Origin of the sequence: Paenibacillus sp. FSL H3-0329, from assembly GCF_037963285.1 — a bacterium.
Lineage (GTDB): Bacteria > Bacillota > Bacilli > Paenibacillales > Paenibacillaceae > Paenibacillus_AQ > Paenibacillus_AQ odorifer.
This window is the reverse complement of record NZ_CP150150.1, coordinates 264,025-283,173: the sequence shown is the minus strand read 5'-3', so window position 1 is coordinate 283,173 and position 19,149 is coordinate 264,025. Positions and strand designations below refer to the sequence as shown.

16 protein-coding genes and 1 pseudogene are annotated in these 19,149 nt (G+C 42.4%); 11 read left to right on the top strand and 6 right to left on the bottom strand.

What is annotated here, in order from left to right; translation table 11 throughout:
• The first annotated feature begins 7 nt into the window (after positions 1-7).
• Positions 8-1,324: a glycosyltransferase family A protein gene (locus NSQ66_RS01305; protein WP_052096714.1), complete on the top strand. Its 1,317-nt coding sequence runs from the start codon at positions 8-10 to the stop codon at positions 1,322-1,324.
• Here NSQ66_RS01305 and NSQ66_RS01300 read toward each other — a convergent pair.
• Positions 1,310-2,410: a beta-eliminating lyase-related protein gene (locus tag NSQ66_RS01300; RefSeq protein WP_076141424.1), complete on the bottom strand. Its 1,101-nt coding sequence runs from the start codon at positions 2,408-2,410 to the stop codon at positions 1,310-1,312. The two genes, NSQ66_RS01305 and NSQ66_RS01300, sit on opposite strands and share 15 nt — an antisense overlap.
• Before the next feature lie 157 nt (positions 2,411-2,567).
• On the opposite strand from NSQ66_RS01300, the gene udk reads away from it, so the two are divergent.
• From udk to NSQ66_RS01285, 3 genes and pseudogenes are all read left to right on the top strand, one after another.
• The gene (gene udk, locus NSQ66_RS01295; RefSeq protein ID WP_036687251.1) at positions 2,568-3,194 is read left to right on the top strand and encodes a uridine kinase; all 627 of its coding nucleotides are present in this window, start codon (positions 2,568-2,570) and stop codon (positions 3,192-3,194) included.
• Positions 3,195-3,340: 146 nt separating this feature from the next.
• Positions 3,341-4,932 (top strand): annotated as a pseudogene (locus tag NSQ66_RS01290) (spore germination protein).
• A gap of 207 nt (positions 4,933-5,139) precedes the next feature.
• Positions 5,140-5,370, top strand: a complete 231-nt coding sequence (locus tag NSQ66_RS01285) for a hypothetical protein (RefSeq protein WP_235219548.1) — start codon at positions 5,140-5,142, stop codon at positions 5,368-5,370.
• Between the two features lie 394 nt (positions 5,371-5,764).
• On the opposite strand, the gene NSQ66_RS01280 is transcribed toward NSQ66_RS01285, so the two are convergent.
• The 4 genes from NSQ66_RS01280 to NSQ66_RS01265 all read right to left on the bottom strand — a co-directional run bounded on the left by NSQ66_RS01280 (position 5,765) and on the right by NSQ66_RS01265 (position 10,175).
• Positions 5,765-6,796, bottom strand: a complete 1,032-nt coding sequence (locus NSQ66_RS01280; protein ID WP_036687244.1) for a LacI family DNA-binding transcriptional regulator — start codon at positions 6,794-6,796, stop codon at positions 5,765-5,767.
• Between the two features lie 164 nt (positions 6,797-6,960).
• Positions 6,961-7,794, bottom strand: coding sequence for a carbohydrate ABC transporter permease (locus tag NSQ66_RS01275; protein WP_036687243.1), 834 nt, complete (start codon positions 7,792-7,794; stop codon positions 6,961-6,963).
• A complete protein-coding gene (locus tag NSQ66_RS01270) occupies positions 7,794-8,636 on the bottom strand; it encodes a sugar ABC transporter permease (RefSeq protein WP_036687240.1) in 843 nt (280 codons plus the stop codon). The genes NSQ66_RS01275 and NSQ66_RS01270 overlap by 1 nt, the downstream gene beginning before the upstream one ends.
• 156 nt (positions 8,637-8,792) lie before the next feature.
• Positions 8,793-10,175, bottom strand: coding sequence for an ABC transporter substrate-binding protein (locus NSQ66_RS01265; RefSeq protein ID WP_036687237.1), 1,383 nt, complete (start codon positions 10,173-10,175; stop codon positions 8,793-8,795).
• A gap of 333 nt (positions 10,176-10,508) precedes the next feature.
• Between NSQ66_RS01265 and NSQ66_RS01260 the strand changes: the two genes are divergently transcribed.
• Genes NSQ66_RS01260 through NSQ66_RS01250 form a run of 3 tightly spaced genes read left to right on the top strand, consistent with a single transcriptional unit; the run spans position 10,509 to position 13,637 of the window.
• Positions 10,509-11,159 (top strand): N-formylglutamate amidohydrolase, encoded by a 651-nt coding sequence (locus NSQ66_RS01260; RefSeq protein WP_076101130.1) that lies wholly within the window; start codon positions 10,509-10,511, stop codon positions 11,157-11,159.
• A complete protein-coding gene (locus NSQ66_RS01255) occupies positions 11,125-12,273 on the top strand; it encodes a hypothetical protein (protein WP_141118492.1) in 1,149 nt (382 codons plus the stop codon). The genes NSQ66_RS01260 and NSQ66_RS01255 overlap by 35 nt, the downstream gene beginning before the upstream one ends.
• A 14-nt stretch (positions 12,274-12,287) precedes the next feature.
• A complete protein-coding gene (locus NSQ66_RS01250; RefSeq protein WP_076101127.1) occupies positions 12,288-13,637 on the top strand; it encodes a Mur ligase family protein in 1,350 nt (449 codons plus the stop codon).
• Here NSQ66_RS01250 and NSQ66_RS01245 read toward each other — a convergent pair.
• Entirely contained in the window at positions 13,632-14,429 is a 798-nt protein-coding gene (locus NSQ66_RS01245; protein WP_076107309.1) for a hypothetical protein, read from the bottom strand. The two genes, NSQ66_RS01250 and NSQ66_RS01245, sit on opposite strands and share 6 nt — an antisense overlap.
• A gap of 362 nt (positions 14,430-14,791) precedes the next feature.
• Between NSQ66_RS01245 and NSQ66_RS01240 the strand changes: the two genes are divergently transcribed.
• From NSQ66_RS01240 to NSQ66_RS01225, 4 genes are all read left to right on the top strand, one after another.
• Positions 14,792-15,685 (top strand): sugar ABC transporter permease, encoded by an 894-nt coding sequence (locus NSQ66_RS01240; RefSeq protein ID WP_042184117.1) that lies wholly within the window; start codon positions 14,792-14,794, stop codon positions 15,683-15,685.
• Positions 15,682-16,560, top strand: a complete 879-nt coding sequence (locus NSQ66_RS01235) for a carbohydrate ABC transporter permease (protein WP_076141425.1) — start codon at positions 15,682-15,684, stop codon at positions 16,558-16,560. Before NSQ66_RS01240 ends, NSQ66_RS01235 begins: the two co-directional genes overlap by 4 nt.
• Before the next feature lie 52 nt (positions 16,561-16,612).
• A complete protein-coding gene (locus tag NSQ66_RS01230) occupies positions 16,613-17,998 on the top strand; it encodes a sugar ABC transporter substrate-binding protein (protein WP_076141426.1) in 1,386 nt (461 codons plus the stop codon).
• A 135-nt stretch (positions 17,999-18,133) separates the two neighbouring features.
• The gene (locus NSQ66_RS01225; protein ID WP_076101123.1) at positions 18,134-19,123 is read left to right on the top strand and encodes a LacI family DNA-binding transcriptional regulator; all 990 of its coding nucleotides are present in this window, start codon (positions 18,134-18,136) and stop codon (positions 19,121-19,123) included.
• Positions 19,124-19,149: the final 26 nt, after the last annotated feature.

The following is a 19,149-nucleotide window of genomic DNA, read 5'->3' as shown; positions in this document are numbered from 1 at the left end:
ACTGGAAATGGATCATAGCGAGGTTTTGCAGCAAGCCTGTTACGTCTTTTTAAATGACCTAAATGATGAAATAAACCATTCACCCACCATCCAAATAGATGATACAGAACTATTGCAAAGATGCCGCCAGATCATAGATCAAGAACAAAATGTACAAATCAAACCTTATCTGGAAACCTTATCTGAGGTTATTCATGCTTATCTCACGGGGAGGGCTTCAGAGGATACCTTGAAATTCTATTTATCTGAACAATTCAGCATTGTTGCCAGCGATATCGCAGGTTTAATTCAAGGGTTGGTTAAAATGGAAAGCCGCATTTCGGATACGGAAATTTCCTATCCAACGGTCCAGTCCTTAGCCGATTCCCCCAAGATCAGTGTCATTATCACTACCTATAATAGAAAAGCATTCCTATACCAAGCGATCCAAAGTATCTTAATGCAGGACTATCCCAATAAAGAGATTACAGTGATTGATGATTGTTCTACAGATGGCACGGAAGAGTTAATGCAGCAACACTTTGGGGCGGAACCACGGGTCATTTACATGCGCAATGCTACCAATAGCGGACCTGGAAATAATCGCCGAAAAGCTTTCGCTGCACATGGTGATGGGGAATATGTTCTTTTTCTCGATGATGATGATTATCTGATCGACATGAATTATTTCAGTAAAGCGGTTCGCTTCCATCTCCTTCATCCCGAAATATCATTTGTAGCTGCGAATGTGTTCCTGGAGTATTCCAAAGCCAAACAACTAAAAATCTCCAATCTGCAGCTTAGCAGCATTATTAAGAAACGCGATTATTTCATGAATTTCGAGAAAAAAGGATATCCAAAACCCGCCTCTACTTTAACTACTGTCTTTAAACGAGAGGCCTTAATGGCTATGGATATCCTAGATATGAATATGGTCAACGATGCTTCCATCTATTTGCGTTCCCTGCTGGTAGGTGATGCGGGCTTCATTGATGTGATTGCCGGCGTGTACAGAATACACGGGAATAATATCACCTTTAATCTGAGCCAAGGATTCTTAATTGAGAATCTGGAAGAAAAGAAACTCATTAAGAATATGGCCGTGCAGAAATATGGATATAACGCACAGGAAATGACGGAATGGTTCAACCATAATGCTTACGATACGATCTCATACTATTTATTAAATTCTGCAAAAGATGCTACAGACTTTAAATTCATGTACCATTGGGCGCTTAACCATTGCCCGCTGATCTACAATCAATTAAAAAATGAGTTTCGCATGAAGCTTATTAAAAAACAATTATTACGAATCTCCTTACTCCGTACGCTACTCGGCAGATGATTCGCTCATTAGCTTATCGAGCAGCAGAAAAAACTCTCTAAGCTTTTCTTTTGGGATGTCGGCATACTTGTCTCCAATGCTGATCTCACAATAAGAAGTATGTTCCCCGGTAGCTCTTATACCCGCGCTTAAACCGATTCCTGTCGCCTCATACACCGCTGACAGGATCGGTTCAATTTGTTCCTTAGACATTTGAAAATGCATGTGAAACATATTGGAGACAGGTTGAGCGGGCAGAGTGGTTACGTCGTGACATTGATTAACCCAAGCAGCAAGCTCCTTCGCGCCTTCATAATACTGCTGCATCCTGCCCTCTCTTTGCCGGAAATAATAATCAGAAGAAATGATGTACGGATATAAGCTGATTAAGTCTCCACCATGCCGCCGTTTCCATATCTTTGATTGCTTCGTAAAGTCTTCGCTGCCTGCAAGAATTGCCCCGGCGATTCCTCCAATTCCTTTATAAAAGGATATATACACACTATCAAAGAGTGCAGAGATTTCAGCTGCTGACTTCCCGTAATACGGAAGAATCTCAAATAATCTCGCCCCATCCAAATGCAATTTAATGCCGCGTGCACGGCAATGAGCAGAAATAGCTTCAAGCTCCGTGTACTCTGGCAGCTGACCACCAATCTCGCGCTGGGGTAATTCCAGCAACAGACAAGCGATATCGTCCTTTAGATTCGCCACATCCTCCAAAGTGATTAATCGGTCCTTATCCGCAAGCAAGATAGGCTCAATATGATGTAATTCCTTCATGCCATCCTGCTCATGAATCTCCAAGTGGCATAAGGGATGATAGGCTACTTTTTTCACCTCTTTTTCATCGCACCAGATTCTTAAAGCGATTTGCTGCGCCATCGTTCCGCTCGGAAAGAAAACTGCGGTTTCTTTGCCCAGGATATTCGCCATTTTCGTCTGGAAATCTTCAATCACTTCGCCCGTTCCATAGATATCAGATGCCATACTGTTCTCTACGGCTGCCAAGGCTTCCTTCAACACTTGCACATCTCTATTCCCATTCCCTGCGATTCGATAGGCCGTTTCATTAAAAGCCTCTTGTACTGATTTTTTTCCGTTCATTCGTTGAATAACCCCTTCCGGATTTGCCTTGTCCCTAATATAGACGAATTTCCAAAAATCCCATCTTAATTTTACCCGATCTAAGGTGAAAAAACATGAGCGCTGTGCTACAATATTGGAATTGCAACGGCAATCTTAGGGAGGGTTATTGAATCACATGCTCATTATTGGTATCGCCGGCGGCACCGGCTCGGGAAAAACAACCGTAGCCCGCTCCGTCATTGACCGTCTTGGAACGGGAAAGGTAACTTTCATATCTCAAGATAACTACTATAAGGATCACTCACATCTCAGCTTTGCTGAACGTGAATCCATTAATTACGATCATCCTTTCGCTTTCGATAACGAGCTGCTCATTGAGCATCTTAAATCTCTGCGTGAAGAACAGACCGCATTCGCTCCCGTGTATGACTTTACAGTCCATGCCCGCTCCACTACAGAGACGGTAGAACTGAAGCCAAACAATATTGTAATCATTGAGGGACTCCACGTCCTTTCTGACGAGAATCTCCGTGAAATGCTCGACATCAAGGTATTCGTGGATGCCGATCCTGATGTGCGTATTCTCCGCCGGGTCCTTAGAGATATTGAAGAACGTGGACGGAGCATCCAGTCGATCCATCATCAATATTTGAGTACAGTTAAACCCATGCATGAAGCGTTTATCGAACCATCCAAAAAATACGCTGACCTGATCATCCCTGAAGGTGGCCATAATGAGGTTGGTATTCAGTTGTTGTCCATCCTAACGGAGAAGCATTTATATAACGATTGGACGTCTTAAAGTCTTAATTAAGCGCTTCTAGCTAGCTGCAGAGAATCTCTCTGCGGCTTTTTTGGTGTGTATGAACCCATCTATGGATCAGAATAATCCCACCTCATTATGGTAATAGCTATATTTACAGCACCAGCGGAAGAGGGATAACAACAATGGGATTTCTGAACAGAACAATAACAAAAGTTTTTAAGAACCCTTCATTAGGGCACCCCAACCCCACTAAAGAATTACCTAAGGAACTTATTAAAGAAAAACTTCAAGATAATATTCAATATATAAAAACAAGACTCGGCAATAGTACAGATCTTGTGATTAGAGAATTCTTTATTGGTTCCAAACACCAGATTAAAGCAGCTATTTTCTATACAGATGGATTGGCGGATAGTAAAGCTATTCAGGATTTCATTCTGGAATCACTAATTTTAGAACTTCCAGATCCAAGTCTTGATACACAAACAGCCAACTATCAATTATTAAAAGATCACATGCTCACTGTAGGGGATATTAAAGATGCGACGGAGTTCAATTCTTTATTCACCTCTCTATTATCCGGAGATGTGATCCTCTTACTCAATGGATATACCAAAGGGTTCACCATAGGCATGCGTGACTGGAAAGACCGTGGCGTAACGGAAAGTGCCACTGAAACGGTGATTCGTGGACCAAAGGAAGCCTTCACAGAAAGCTTACGCACGAATACCGCATTAATCCGGCGGAAAATAAAAGACCCCAATCTTTGGTTAGAAACACAGCAAATTGGACGTGTAACACAGACAGACGTAGCCCTCATGTACATCAATGGCATTGTTAGTGATGAGATTCTGCAAGAAGTACACTCACGTTTAGATCGGATCGACATTGACGGTATCCTGGAAAGTGGCTATATCGAAGAATTAATCGAGGATGAAACCTATACCCCATTTCCAACCATCCATCATACGGAACGTCCTGACGTTATAGCTGCTGCTCTTATGGAAGGAAAAGTAGCCATATTAGTAGATGGGACTCCTATAGTAATGACGGTGCCTACCTTATTCGTTTCCTTCATGCAGACAGCGGAAGATTATTATCAACGTGCCGATGTCAGCACCTTAGTACGGATGCTTAGATACTTCAGTATTTTCATTTCACTACTAGCCCCATCTTTGTATGTAGCTATTACTACCTTTCATCAGGAGATGCTGCCCACAACCCTGCTGATCAGTCTAGCTGCACAACGGGAGGGCGTACCGCTTCCAGCATTTATTGAAGCACTCTTAATGGAGCTCGCCTTCGAGATTATAAGGGAAGCGAGTGTACGAATGCCTCAAACCATAGCCCAATCTGTATCCATTGTAGGCACCCTGGTGATTGGGACTGCGGCAGTTGATGCCGGCATTGTTTCTGCTGCCATGCTTATTGTCGTCGCTATTACTGCTATCTCCAGCTTTGTGCTGCATCCTTCGATCTTGCCCTGACCATCAGAATGCTCCGTTTCCCGATGATGTTCCTTGCTGCATCTTTTGGTTTGTTCGGTATCATCATCGGGGTTATTGCGATAGTTCTTCACATGTGCAGCTTACGTTCCTTTGGCGTTCCTTATTTGAGCCCGTTTGCTCCCTATAATCTCGCCGATCAAAAGGACACCTTTTTCCGAATGCCACATTGGGCTATGTTTACCCGCCCTAAGCTAATCAATAAAAAAAATATCGTTCGGGAAAAGAGCACACCACCGGAAAAACCGGGAGATCTCACAGAGGAATAGCCCCTGAAACCTTGACCTATGAAGTGATAAATTGGAGTGAACAAAACCATGTATAACATCGCAAGGCGCATATCTGTAGGTGGAATCTTTGAGTATCGAGTGTTAACCTATTACTACACTTGGTTTTGTTAAGCGCAGTAATGTTCAGAAGAGCACTGAGCAAAGACTTAATATCTCGAAACTAGATGGTTTGGGAGGTTGTGAATATTGGGTATAGTAGTGATTCTCATAGTTGTAGCCATTATAGCAGCCATTGAAGTTCCCCTGATGTGGAGGAAAAAATTAATCAAGGAGATGTGGATTTTCTCATTTCTTCTGTTGCTGGGAACTTTCTTCAGTCTTATTAATGCGTTACATATTTCGTTCTCTAACCCACTGGGATGGATGATATTTATCTATAAACCCGTCTCGGATATGGTAAATGCCTGGTTATCCTAAAATGGGACTGAACCATTCCCTTGAGATGGCTTAGTCCCCATGATTAAACGACGTTGCCAAATCAGCAAGCGCCCTAAAGTTTGTTGCTAGCCGTTCACGCGCCAGCCAGTAATAGACTTCCTGGCCTCTCTTTTTATGGTCAACAATGCGGGCATCCCGTAGGATTTTGAGATGATGTGAAATCGCTGGCCTGCTTATTTCGAATTCACCTGCAATTTCCCCAACATTCAGCCGACCTTTATTCCCTAATAACGTAACAATCCGAATCCGAGTAGGATCACCAAATGCGGTGAGAAACCGTGTGATGCTGTTGATATCGTTAGGTTTAATCTCTTGCGGTTCTATCTCCCCACCCCGATTCGTAAATAAACTTAAACATACTCACTTGTTGAAACTACAATAAAGACCTCGTAGATTCTCTAACTATTAATTCTGCCGGGAAAATCTGATGCGCATGATTAACCTTCTTATTGATGAGATCAAAAAGAATCTTAATCGTCGCTTCCGCAATCTCTACTACCGGCTGTTTGATGGTAGTAATAGAAGGATTATAATAGAAGGAAATATCCAATCCGTCATAACCAGCAACCGAGTAATCTTCCGGGACTCGCTTGCCCGCTTCAAATATCGCCTTACAGGCGCCAATAGCCATACTATCTGATAAGGTGAAAATAGCGGTGAACTCTTCTCCTAACTCTAGCAATTCTTTTGTAACCGCATACCCATTTTCCATACTGTAACTGTCGATATCTTCTTTCATCCGCCGCACTAGCCGTTCATTATAAGCGATTCCATGATCAGCTAAAGCCTTTTTATACCCTTCATATCTCAACTTACCGATACTTACATCTTCTTCTGGTGCAGTAATGACCGCGATTTTCTCATGCCCTAGATTACATAGATAGTCGACAATTTTATAACTCTCATTAAAGTCATCTACAGATACAGAGGAATAGTCGCTCAAATCAAACTCTTCCGTCATCCCAATCGTACTAAGGACAAATGGAACCGTTAATTGCTGTAATTTCTCTTGAGAGTGTGAGAATAACCCCCCTAAGAAGACAATTCCCTTCAACCGTTTTTCTTTCTCCAGCTCAATCGCCACTTCGATCTCATCTTGATTCTCATCAACTCGTTGTAGGATGAAGGAGTATTTCTTGCGTTGAATCTCTTTTTCGAACACTTTGATCATCGGGCTAAAAAATGGATTGGATATCCCTTTAATCAATACTGCAATCGTTTTCGAATCAGAACGTTTTAAATTTCTTGCACTGTTGTTCGGAACATAATGATTTTCTTTGATAACCCTCATAACCATCGCTTTTGTTTCTTCATTAATATCCGGATGATTGTTAATAGCCCTTGATACAGTAGTCACGCCAACACCGCATAATTTGGCGATGTCTATAATAGTCAGTCTCTCCATTTCTATCTATCCTTTACTTGTTAGTATCTATCAAACTCCTTAATCCTTATTCAACTTCATAGTCAAAATAAGAAAGCAGGGGATTCCTGATGGTCACCCATCAAGAAAAACACCCTACTCGCTTCTTACATGAATATTAATTTATTTAACGAGGTAGATCAAGCTTAACCCTTAACCGCACCTGCAACGACACCTTCGATGATGTACTTTTGACAAGTCAGGTAGAAAATGATGATTGGCACAATAGCTAAGACCAGCATCGCCATCATAGCTCCCATGTCAATCGATCCGTATCCACCTTTTAGGTACTGGATCGCAATAGGAATCGTTTTATACTCTGTACCAATCAGCAGGTCTGGCAATAGGAAGTCGTTCCATACCCACATTACATTAAGGATAGCTACAGTTACAGCAATAGGTTTCAGGATGGGCAATACCACTTTAAAGAAGGCCTGAGGTGGATTACAGCCATCAATCATTACCGCTTCTTCAACTTCAAGCGGGATAGACTTCACAAATCCGCTAAACATAAACACAGACAGCCCTGATCCAAACCCTAAATAGATTAAGATAATCCCAATCGGATTGTCGAGATGCAGCACGTTTGCAGTCTTAGTCATTGTGAACATAACCATTTGGAAAGGCACGATCATCGAGAATACAAACGCATAATACATCATACCTGTGAATTTGGACTTCACCCGGGTAATGTACCATGCAGTCATGGAAGTAAATAACACGATCACAGCCACCGAGCATACCGTGATAAACAAGGACATTCCGAAGGCACTGAAAAAATCAATCTTTGCTACACCACTAGTATAGTTCTTTAAACCAACAAATGTAGTCTCATTAGGGAATAAAAACGGCGTATCACTAATGTAGAACTTACCCTTGAAGGAGTTCATCAGAACAATAAAAATAGGAGATAAGAACGCAATGGCCAAGACCAACAAAATGGTGAATATGGAGTAATCTTTTGCTCTAGTCTTTTGCATTAGTTCTCAACCTCCTTTCTTCTAGTAATGACAAGTTGTATTAAGGCGATTAAGGCTACTAAAGCAAAGAATACGACGGCTTTCGCTTGACCGACACCTTCCCATCCTGATTTTCCGTAGAATGTATTGTAGATGTCCAGTGCTAACATGGAGGTCTGCTTAGACGGAGCACCAGCGGTTAATGCTAAGTTCTGGTCAAACAATTTAAATGAATTAGATAAGGTTAAGAATAAACAAATAGTAATGGACGGCATTACGAGTGGAATAGTCACATTACGCAAAATCTTAGAACGTGAAGCTCCATCAATTCTTGCGGCTTCTACTATATCTTTAGGAACATTCTGAATACCTGCAACATAGATAATCATCATGTACCCTATCAATTGCCAATTCATAAGAACGATTAGTCCCCAAAATCCGTACGTTGCATCAGAGGTCAAAGTGACACCAAATTTGTACAAAATCCCATTAAAAATCAACTGCCAGATGTATCCTAATACGATACCACCTATCAAGTTAGGCATAAAGAAGATCGTTCTAAATACGTTGGTACCTTTTAGCTTTCTAGTTAACAACATCGCCAAGATGAAGGCGAACACATTAATAGTAAGAACAGATAAAACTGTGAATTTAACGGTGAAACCTAGTGCATTTAGAAACTCTTGATTCGAAAAAGCTTTAGCGTAATTGCCAAACCCTATCCATGTTGCATCATTGACTGTAGTAAACTCTGTAAAAGACAAATATATACCCAAAAGAAAAGGGATCACAAATGCAATTCCAAAGGCTATTATGGTCGGTAATGCAAAAAGAGCAAAATATTTTTTTATCGATTTTTCCATGGAGTCTTCTCCTATCTCAGTATGGAAAATGATGAAACGTAGCAAGATCCACTCAAATTGTTGCTTAGTGCCACTGAATCCCGAGGGAGCCCAGTGGCACTAAGCTTTTATCTGTATGACAACTGAGAGTTATTCAAGCATCTTTCCATGCATTTATTATTTTGCTTTTTCAGCCTTCCAAGTGTCCTTGAAGATGGTTACAACTTCATCCCAAGTTTTGTTTCCTTGAGCGTATTGCAAGAGGGCATCACCAAAGACGTTTTTGAATTCTTCACTTGGGAATGCTGCGAATGTCCAAGCTACAGAAGTAAGATCTTTTTCCATCCAAGCAGATACTTCTTTAGCAAGTGGATCTGCTGGTTTTTCGCTGTCTTCAAAGGTATTGAATGGAGCGATGAAACCTAGATCGTTAGTTACATAAGCTTTACCTTTTTCACTGGAGAACAACCATTCCAAGAAAGCGATAGAAGCTTGTTGGTTCTCAGCAGATACTTTGCTGTTGATTGCGAAATAGTTTTCTGTACCTACAGCCAGACCTTGTTTTTCTTCGCCTTCCATACCGGTGTAAACAGGCAAGAATTTGATTTCTTCAGCTTTAACTACGTTACCGTCAACATCGTTGATTTGTGACCAAGCCCAGTTACCGTTTTGAACCATTGCTGCGTTACCTAGTGCAAATTCAGCCATGGAGTCAGCTACGGATTTACTACCCAGCAAGGATTCTTTAGTTACAGAGTTCTTGATGTACAGATCGAAAATATTTTTAAATTTATCGTTGTATTTGAATTCAACTTCTTTAGAAGCTAGACCCGCAAGAACGGTGTTGTCAAACTCAGTATTGTCTTTGAATTCATAGTACAACGGCAAGTTTGCAAGGTGAGTCTGCCATCTCCATTGCTCGCCAGCAGCGAGGGAAGTGGAGGCGAATACACCTTTAATGCCCAGTTGGTCTTTTTTAGCCGTCATATCTTCTACTACTGCCTTCAAAGTATCGAAGTTATTGATCTCAGTTGTGGTGGAGATCGATACCGCTTTATCAGCCAAAGCGAAGTATTTCTTCATAATTGCGTCGTTGTAGATGATGCCGTATCCTTCAACTACGTAAGGGATACCATACACGCCTTCACCTTCAGTTACAGCCAAGCTTTTGTCGGACAGATAGCTGTAAAGCTTAGTATCTTTCAAATCCAAGGTGTAATCTTTCCAGGATTGAAAACCAACAGGTCCGTTAATTTGGAAAATAGTTGGCGCTTCAGACTTGGAGATTTCGGATTTCAATTTAGTTTCGTAAGTACCCGCAGCAGCCGTTACGACTTTTACCTTAACCCCTGTTTCTGCTTCGTAATCCTTAGCGATCTTTTCATATATTTCTGCAATCTCAGGTTTGAAGTTCAAGAAATAAACTGACCCTTTTTTACCAGATGTAGCGTTTCCATCATTGGATGCAGAATTATTTTCTTTATTCCCACATCCTGCCGCTAAGACAACAACCATAGACATTACTAACATGAGCCCTAAATATTTTTTGATATTCTTCATTCTTCTTCCCCCTCGTACTTTTTATTAGATTACTTCGCATGAAGACGTTCCGATGCTCTCAGTGAAAATTATGTCAGCGTTTTCATTTGCTTAAGTAATCCCCAGCCTACTTTTTGGTATCCTTATCGGTATCCTTATCGGTAACGTTTTCAATTGAAATATTAGCACACCATTTTGAACTTTTCAATAGCTAATCTTTTAGAATCATTTTATGGAAAAACTGCCCACGGCAAACCTTGCAAGCGTTATAATAGATTCATCCTTATTCATGAATGGTGAATGCTTAGGACATACTAATGGTTAACGACCCATTAAATAACTATGAATAGGTGATTGCATATTTTATCTCTGATCGAACAGTATGAGCTACAATTCTCCAATAATAATTATTTTGGCGATATCGGGGTAGATCCCTCCTACTCGATTGTAGAAGGCTCCCTTCCTGTACTTGTCTCAGCTCCACATGCCATTAACCATTTTCGAGAACATGCTGTAAAACCAGCTGACATGTATACAGGCTCCCTTGCCCTCTTGTTACAAAAGCTCACAAATTGCTACTGTATTTATTCGAATAGCTTCTCCAAAGAAGACCCAAATTACATCTTAGGTGGAGAATATAAGGCTGCGCTACGAGCGCTTGTCAAAGAACATCGCATTCAGTTTGTGATCGATCTGCACGGGGCTTCCAAACTTCGGGAGTTTGATATTGACCTAGGGACACTGTACGGAACCTCTATACGAGAGAATAATTTAAATGACGTCATAGGCATCTTTAACAATAATGGTATTACCAAAGTTCGACAAAATCATACATTTTCCGCTTCCCATCCTGGAACGATTACTTCATATTGTGCTAAGGAATTGTTAGTTCAAAGTATTCAAATTGAAATTAATCGAAATTATCGTAACCCGAATGCGTTTGATTTATTCCAAAAAACCATTCATTCCCTTGAACAAATCATTAAACTATTGGGCGGTGTCTGACATTATTATCGAGCAAACCTTTACTATTCTAGACAAACAAAGCCTTCAACCTCGTGAAGAAATCACAATGAACTCTGAAGAGTTAAAGGAATTAGGTTTAGTCCAGCATATCTTCGTTGATCTTACAGCAGAGAATGGTGTGAAAGTCAGCTGTTTAATTTTATCGGCAGATGAGGTGCCAAGAGGTACAATCCAATTATCCAAGCGGGCAAAGGACAAGCTCGGGGACTGCCTCACTACAGGATTAACTATAACGAAGCCAGAATACGACACAGTTCTTCGGGGAATTCCTAAAGTGGACGAGATTGCCAAACCCTATGTAAAAGCCTGTCCAGCACTCGTCCGTAAATATACGAATCAAGTGGAACTAATCAATCCCACAAACGGCTTCCGGGTAAACCTAACTTTACGAGAAGATAGCACAGCCAAACCGAATACCCTTTACTTCAACAGATACATCATGTTATTGCTTGAAACCCATTCCGAGGGGCATGACCCATTAATCATTACTCGCGCTAGGACGCGTTCCCAACCCAAGCCAGGTATACATAAACTTATCAATCAACTGATCCAACGGCCCTTAAGTGCATTAGGGAACTTTTTTATTGGCAAAAGAGAGCTCACCCTCAGAGTGGGCCATCCTTACCCTTTTGATGAGCACCAGAATTTATGCAGAATTCATCCGAATGTTAGAAAACTGCTAGGCATGGAAGAAACAGATCAGATCGTGATCTCCTATAATTCAAAACAAATCACCATCCCCATCTTAGACATCGATACGGAGCATATTGCCCAGTCGGTCAAGCTTCATGCGGATAATGAGCAGCTTAAATTTATCGACAGCCACTTATTTATCGGAATCACCGCCTTATCGCGTAACGAGTTAGAAATTCCAAGCATCGGCACATCAGTTACCGTAAAAAGAAGTATGTACTCCTTATTCCTAAAGCACTTAAACAAATTGGTCTTACCTGTTATCGCTTTGTTGTTCACCATAGTACAGCTATATAAAGATTTGAACTGGAGCATCGCTCTGACCGTCATCATTTCTCTTGTGTTACTTCCGATTATCATCTACACAACACTATCTGAGGAACGCGCCAAAATTAATTAAATGGAGGGATTTCCGTGGAATTCACTTCACAATCCCAAGTTGAAGATATGATCTACAGCTCTTATCTAAGAGCCATTAACAACATTACACAAACTTTGGATGAAGAAGTTAGAAAACCGGAGTTAACCAGAGTATTACTGGATGCAGTTGGAAGTCCGGATCGTAATCAAAAATACATACTGGTCACAGGCAGTAAAGGTAAAGGCTCCACCTCTAGATTTATCTCCTCTCTGTTAAGTCACTTGGGATATAAAGTGGGGTTATTCACCTCCCCTCACCTGGTGGATTTCAACGAAAGAATCCGGGTCAATGGGCAGGCAATAGCCACCGAAGATTTTGTACGATTAGGTAATGTAATTCGCGGGGGCTTCCACCAGATTGAGGAGCAGCTTGCTGCTGACGAATATCAAGGTCCGGTTGGGGTTGCTTTGGCTATTGCGGCTTTGTACTTTAAGGAGAAGGGTACAGATATCAATGTGATTGAATGCGGTAGAGGGGGAAGGTTTGATGACACCAATGTCCTGAGCAATGACTGGGCTGTCATTACCCCAATTATGGAAGAGCATGTAGCCCATTTGGGACCTGATCTGAGCAGCATTACACTGCACAAGCTGGGGATTGTCAAAAACAACACAACAAATGTCTATGTTAGCAAACAGAAATCGGGAGTTCTTGCGATCATGAAGGACAACCTCTCCTCCAACCCTGTGCAATATTATGAAGAACAGTTTTTAGCTGAATCTATCACAACCACTTCTATCGGGACTACTTTTGATGTCCGGACGAAGCAAGCCATTTATCCATCCTTGACCCTCCCGCTATTGGGACAGTTTCAAGCGGTCAATGCTGCTAGCGCAGTGTCACTTTGTGAAGAGATTACAGGGGGACCCTTGGATCAGGAGATCGTACACCACTGTTTTGAACAATTACAATGGCCGGGGCGTTGTGAAGTTATCTATCATGACCCGCTGACGATTATTGACGGAGCTATTCATAGAGATTCTGCAAGCTATCTGGCTGAACTTATTCAATTAGTGAATCCTGAGCGCAGCCGTACCGTCACATCCATCATCGGTGTCCCTAAGGATAAAGATTACACAGGGGTCATCGAAGTCATGAGCACAGTCTCGGATCAACTAATCGTAACCAAACCCGATATAAGCCATCTAATTTTCCCTACGGATGCCCTGCTAATCGCCAAAAGTTTTCTCAAAAAAAGTTCCGAATTCCCTTGTTTAGAGGATGCTCTTACGTATCTTAAAGAACAATCACCTTCGGAGATTATTGTAATCGTGGGTACGCAAACTCTAATCGGAAATGCCAAAAGATTATTCGGGCAATCGCTGCTGAATATCGGCTTATAACTGATTCATACGCTGAAGAATAACTTCCCTGTAAAGGTCTGAGAGGCCAGGTACTTCACTTGGATTTTGCTTGCAATATTCATCTAACATCACCTTATGGTTAACCTCAATCACCATCAAGCCTTGATTTGTCTCTAAGATATCTACTGAGCAGAAATCAAGGCCCAGCGCTTTAGAGGTCCGGGAGGCAAGCTCCGCCAGCGCCTCTTGTTTGGCCTGATCTTTCACCTCAATCGTAACAGCCCCGTTAATCAAATTATGCTTCCACGAACGAACTCTTTTTTTGCCAAGGAATACACGCGCCTGATGATTAAAGGTTACAATTCTATACTCAATCTCCGCTTCATAATAAGGACCTATTGCCCCATTAAGCTGTAAAGAAAATAATAAATCGAGCTTTTCGTGCAGATCGGCTATCTCATTGATTTTGTACACATGCTTTCCCTGCGCCCCGTTATCCTGCTTCATAACTACCTCCCCATTGCGCGCTTGGAAATAACGCTCAGCCAATGGATAAGGATTCAAATTGCTAAATTTGGAGTCAGGATGCGGCAAATAAATATGTTCTACGGCTGGGATATTCGCCTTATGCAAAACATCATAAGTTAGAGATTTACTCATGGCAATAATCGTAGAAGCACTGTTGTTTAGTCCGATCTCAGCGTCTACCATCACAAATGATTTCACTCCATCTGTCGCTCTATATACGAAATTTGGTGTAATTTCCTCAAAGCTAATCCCTGAGGCTGTAACAGAATGCTGGATCATTTTTAAGTAAGGTCTAGTCGTCATTCAGTTTCCTCATTTCTAACAAAATATGACCAAACCTAATCATAGCATGAGAAATATCAATAAAAAATAATAACATTACGTTATAATAGTTAACACATTCATCCCTCGAATCTTGTTTTAGGTCCGTTTTTCACAAAAATCGCAGAATATATGTTATGTTTAATGACTGATAGCGCTTTTACAGTTAAAATAAGTGTTGATTATTTAGTGATCATCCTCTATGATAAACTTATTAAAGCGAATCAAAAAGTTAAAGCGGTTAAACTTTAATCTCTAGGCGCCTAGTATTATTGCTAATTAATAGTGTTAGTTTGATTAAAAGTTAAAGCGCTTATACTTTTAAAACGAGAGGTTGGTGTGTCATGATCAATCGCGAGAACAGGCGGCAGACGTTCTACATGTATCTGTTCATTTCTCCTTGGATTATCGGCTTCCTAGTATTCGCCCTTTATCCTATCTTATCATCGCTTTACTTCAGCTTTACTGATTATGACATCATACACCCACCTAAATTTATCGGGCTCGCTAACTACACAGAGATGTTTCACAATGACCTGTTCTGGAAATCGGTGGTTGTCACGCTGAGATATACCTTCATCGGTGTACCTATCCAACTTGTGCTTGGTCTCGGCTTTGCACTATTGCTTCACCAGACCATTCCTCTGCGCGGCTTTTTCAGAACAGCAATGTATTTTCCAAGCATGGTATCCGGCGTGGCCATGTCCCTGCTGTGGTACTGGATCTTCAACCCGCAGATCGGGCTCTTCAATTACATCCTTTCCTGGTTCGGTATTCATGGACCGGCTTGGCTAATGAACCCAGACACTGCGCTATATGCCTTGATTATCATGACTTTCTGGACAGCAGGCTCAGGAATGATTTTATTCCTCGCAGGTCTGCAAGGCGTACCGGCAAGCTTGATCGAAGCCGCTAACCTTGACGGTGCTGGGCGCTTCAGAATCTTCCTGAACATTACCTTACCGATGATCTCTCCCGTGCTGCTCTTCCAACTAATTATGGGACTGATCGATTCCTTCCAAGTCTTTACCCAAGCTTTTGTCATGACTCAAGGGGGGCCGAATTACTCTACCTGGTTCTATGTCTATAATCTCTACACCAGCGCCTTCAAAGAATATCGTGCCGGTTATTCCTCAGCCTTGGCATGGGTGCTCCTTATCGTAGTTATGCTGTGCACCGCACTAATTATGAAATTGTCTAACCGTTATGTTCACTATGAAGGAGGCGGACGCAAATGAGTACAGTCAGAGCGCTAAACCCCCGGACTAAAGGAACAAAACGCCGCCGGAAAGCGGAGCCTGTTAAGATTTTCAGCTTTATTACTCTAGTAGTTACAACATTTCTGATGCTGCTTCCTTTGTTCTTCATGGTCTCCACTTCACTTAAGTCCAAACGTGAGCTGCTGAAGTTCCCACCCACCTTTCTTCCGGAGAGCTGGCAGTGGAGCAATTACACAGAAATATTTGATACCCTGCAGTTCGGTACACTTTATAAAAACAGTCTGATTATCGCCGGCTTTAGTGTTGTGGGAACCTTGATTTCTTCGGCGCTAGTCGCCTATGGATTCGCCAGATTCAGAGGTACAGGTAATCAGGTGTGGTTCATCCTGCTGCTTAGCACCATGATGTTACCTTATCCAGCCATTATGATTCCGCAATTTGTACTCTTTTCGCAAATGAATTGGATCGATACCTTTTTACCCTTGATCGTGCCTGCTTTCTTCGGCTCAGCCTATAATATTTTTCTGCTGCGCCAATTCTTCTCCACATTGCCTGAAGAGCTGTTTGATGCGGGACGCATTGATGGCTGTGGCGAAATACGGATGTGGGCTACCATAGCAATCCCACTCTCCAAACCTGCACTTGCAACCGTAGCTATCTTTGCTTTTATCTACAACTGGAATGATCTGCTTACGCCAGTGCTTTACTTAAGCTCATCAGATAAGTTCACGCTACCCGTCGGGATGGCTTCTCTTACCTCATCGAGGTTCCGCATTCCACCTTGGCATCTGCTAATGGTTGCTTCGGTTCTAGCTATGGTCCCAATCGTTACGCTGTTTGCTGTAGCCCAGAAACAGTTCGTCGAAGGGATTGTACTTACAGGGATTAAGTAATAATCCGCCATAAGGCGGCCAAATATACTTGAAATCATGGAGGGTTTAGCTAATGAACAAGAACAGGAAAAGTATTGCACTTTTACTTGCAGCAACCATGCTCGTTGTTCTAGCCTTATCAGGCTGTAGCGGCGGCAAATCGGCGGGTAACGCCCTATCTGAAGGAGACGGTAGCTCTACTAATTCTGGAGGCAAAGCAGAAACGGTAACGATTACCCATTACACAATAGATTCAGAAGACCGCACATTTGTCGAAAAGTTAATCCCTGATTTCGAGAAGCAGCATCCGAATATTAAAGTGAAAGTGGAAAAAGCGCCATATGAGCAGTTCGACAGCAAGCTGCAAACGCTAATTGCCGGCGGCAAATCGCCCGACGTGACAAGTCACTGGGGGTATGGAGGTTTCGCAGAATACTACAATAAGGGTATGTTGCTCGATATGACCGACCTTATGAAAGAGGATGGTTTCAAGGCAGAGGATTACAGCATCCCAGAGAATCTGATGGGCATCTACAAGGTTAAAGATCACACTTACGGCATCCCGGTCAATATGTATGTCACCTTAATGCTCTATAACAAAGACATGTTTGATGCCGCCAAACTGACTTATCCAACAAGCGATTATGAAGATAAGAGCTGGACGTTTGAAAAAATGGTCGACGAAGCTAAACAAATGACGCTTGTATCCGATGATATTGCCAAAACTCAATATGGCGTAGACTTCACTTGGTCCGAACGCGATATGCGGCCATTATATTTTGGAGCGGAGCCTTACTCAGAAGATACATGGACTAATGGCGGCGTGCCTTCCGAGACTTATTTTGACTCCCCCGAGGTGATCGCTGCCTACAACAAGCTTTTTGATCTTGTCTTTAAGGATAAAGTCTCTCCTTCTTCCGAATGGAGCAAAAGCGTAGCTGGACAGAACGGTGATCCCTTTGTTGCTGGTAAAATCGGCATGTCTATCGGAGGCTCATGGAACCTTGCAGGCGCAAATGACTTCCCCTTCAAAATTGGCGTTGCTGCTGTCCCATGGGGAGGCAACGATAAGGTACGCAGCACCCTTTATGTCGATCCGCTGCTGATCTTGAAGGACTCCAAACATCCGAAGGAAGCTTTTGAATGGATCAAATACCTGATCACAAGCGAAGTGCAAGAGAAATCCATTGAGCTTAGTGGCGGTAACCCGCCAGTCAACACCGAAGCTGCAGAAGCTTACTATAAACATTTTGACGGTATCGATCCACAGGATATCAAAAATGTCTACGAGGGTGCTGTTAACTACGGCTTCGAATCCTATAACCACTTAATCACCAACTACTCGCAAATTAATGACATGTTCATTAATGAATTGCAGCCAGTAGAAACTGGACATAAGACGGTTGAAGAGGTGATGGCGACGATTCAGAAGAAGGTTACAGAGATCATTCAGCGATAACTGTTTGGCAGGTATACCGCCCCCTTTAGGGACGGTATACCTGCGTGAAATCATACGTTTAGCGGACAGTCTGCCAACCCTGTATACTGAAAGTAGAAAACAGGATCGGAAAATCTGCCGTGAGGAGAATTAAAGATGAAAGTGAGTATTTTTGATGTAGCCAAAAAATCCGGATTATCCGTTGTAACCGTATCCCGGGTGTTAAATGGGGCCGAATCGGTGCGTGAGAATAATCGCCAAAAGGTACTGGAGGCAATTAAAGAGCTGGATTACCGCCCTAATGCTGCGGCACGCAGTCTGGCAAGCGGTAAGACGGGAATTATCGGCATTATTGTCACTACCCTGCAAGATTCCTTTTTTGACGCAGTGGTCAAAGAGCTGAATGAAATATTAGCGATGCATGGTTATTTTTTAGCCATATCTATCTCAACAGGCATCGAATCGGATGACAGCCATTATTTAATTCAGGAGGATCGTGTAGACGGTTTAATTCTGCTCTCTCCAATGGAAGAGGACAATTATATTGTGGAGTTAAAACGGCGGGGTATCCCTTATGTGCTGATAGATAATCAGAAGCCCGAAAATGATACCTACTCCATCACGATCGACAACTTCAAGGGGGGATATGCAGCTACGCGTCATCTGCTGGAGCTGGGACATACTTCAATCGCTCATCTCTGCGGTCAGGAAATGTTCCGGAGTACGCGGGAGCGGCGCAGTGGATTCCTACAGGCGCTTCAGGAACAAGGGCTGACCCCCTTTGAGATCGTACCAGGTGATTTCGATATTGGTATGGGATACGATACCTGCAAACGTTGGCTGAAGGAAGGAAAGCTGCCCACCGCCGTATTCGCCGGGGATGACAATATCGCGCTAGGAGTCATCAATGCCCTGATGGAAGCGGGTATTCAGGTACCCGAAGAGGTGGCAGTGGTCGGCTATGACGATCATTATATTGCTTCACAGCTTCATCCACATCTGACAACAATACGTCAGCCTGCGGATAAAATCGGGCTGGCAGCCGCGGATATGCTGCTCAAACGCATCTCTGGAAAGATGAAACGCGGAGCCGGGATGCGGATTGATCCGGAACTTATCGTACGTGAGTCTACCGGAGCTGAGTAGATTAAATTTTATACACTAGGAGTGAC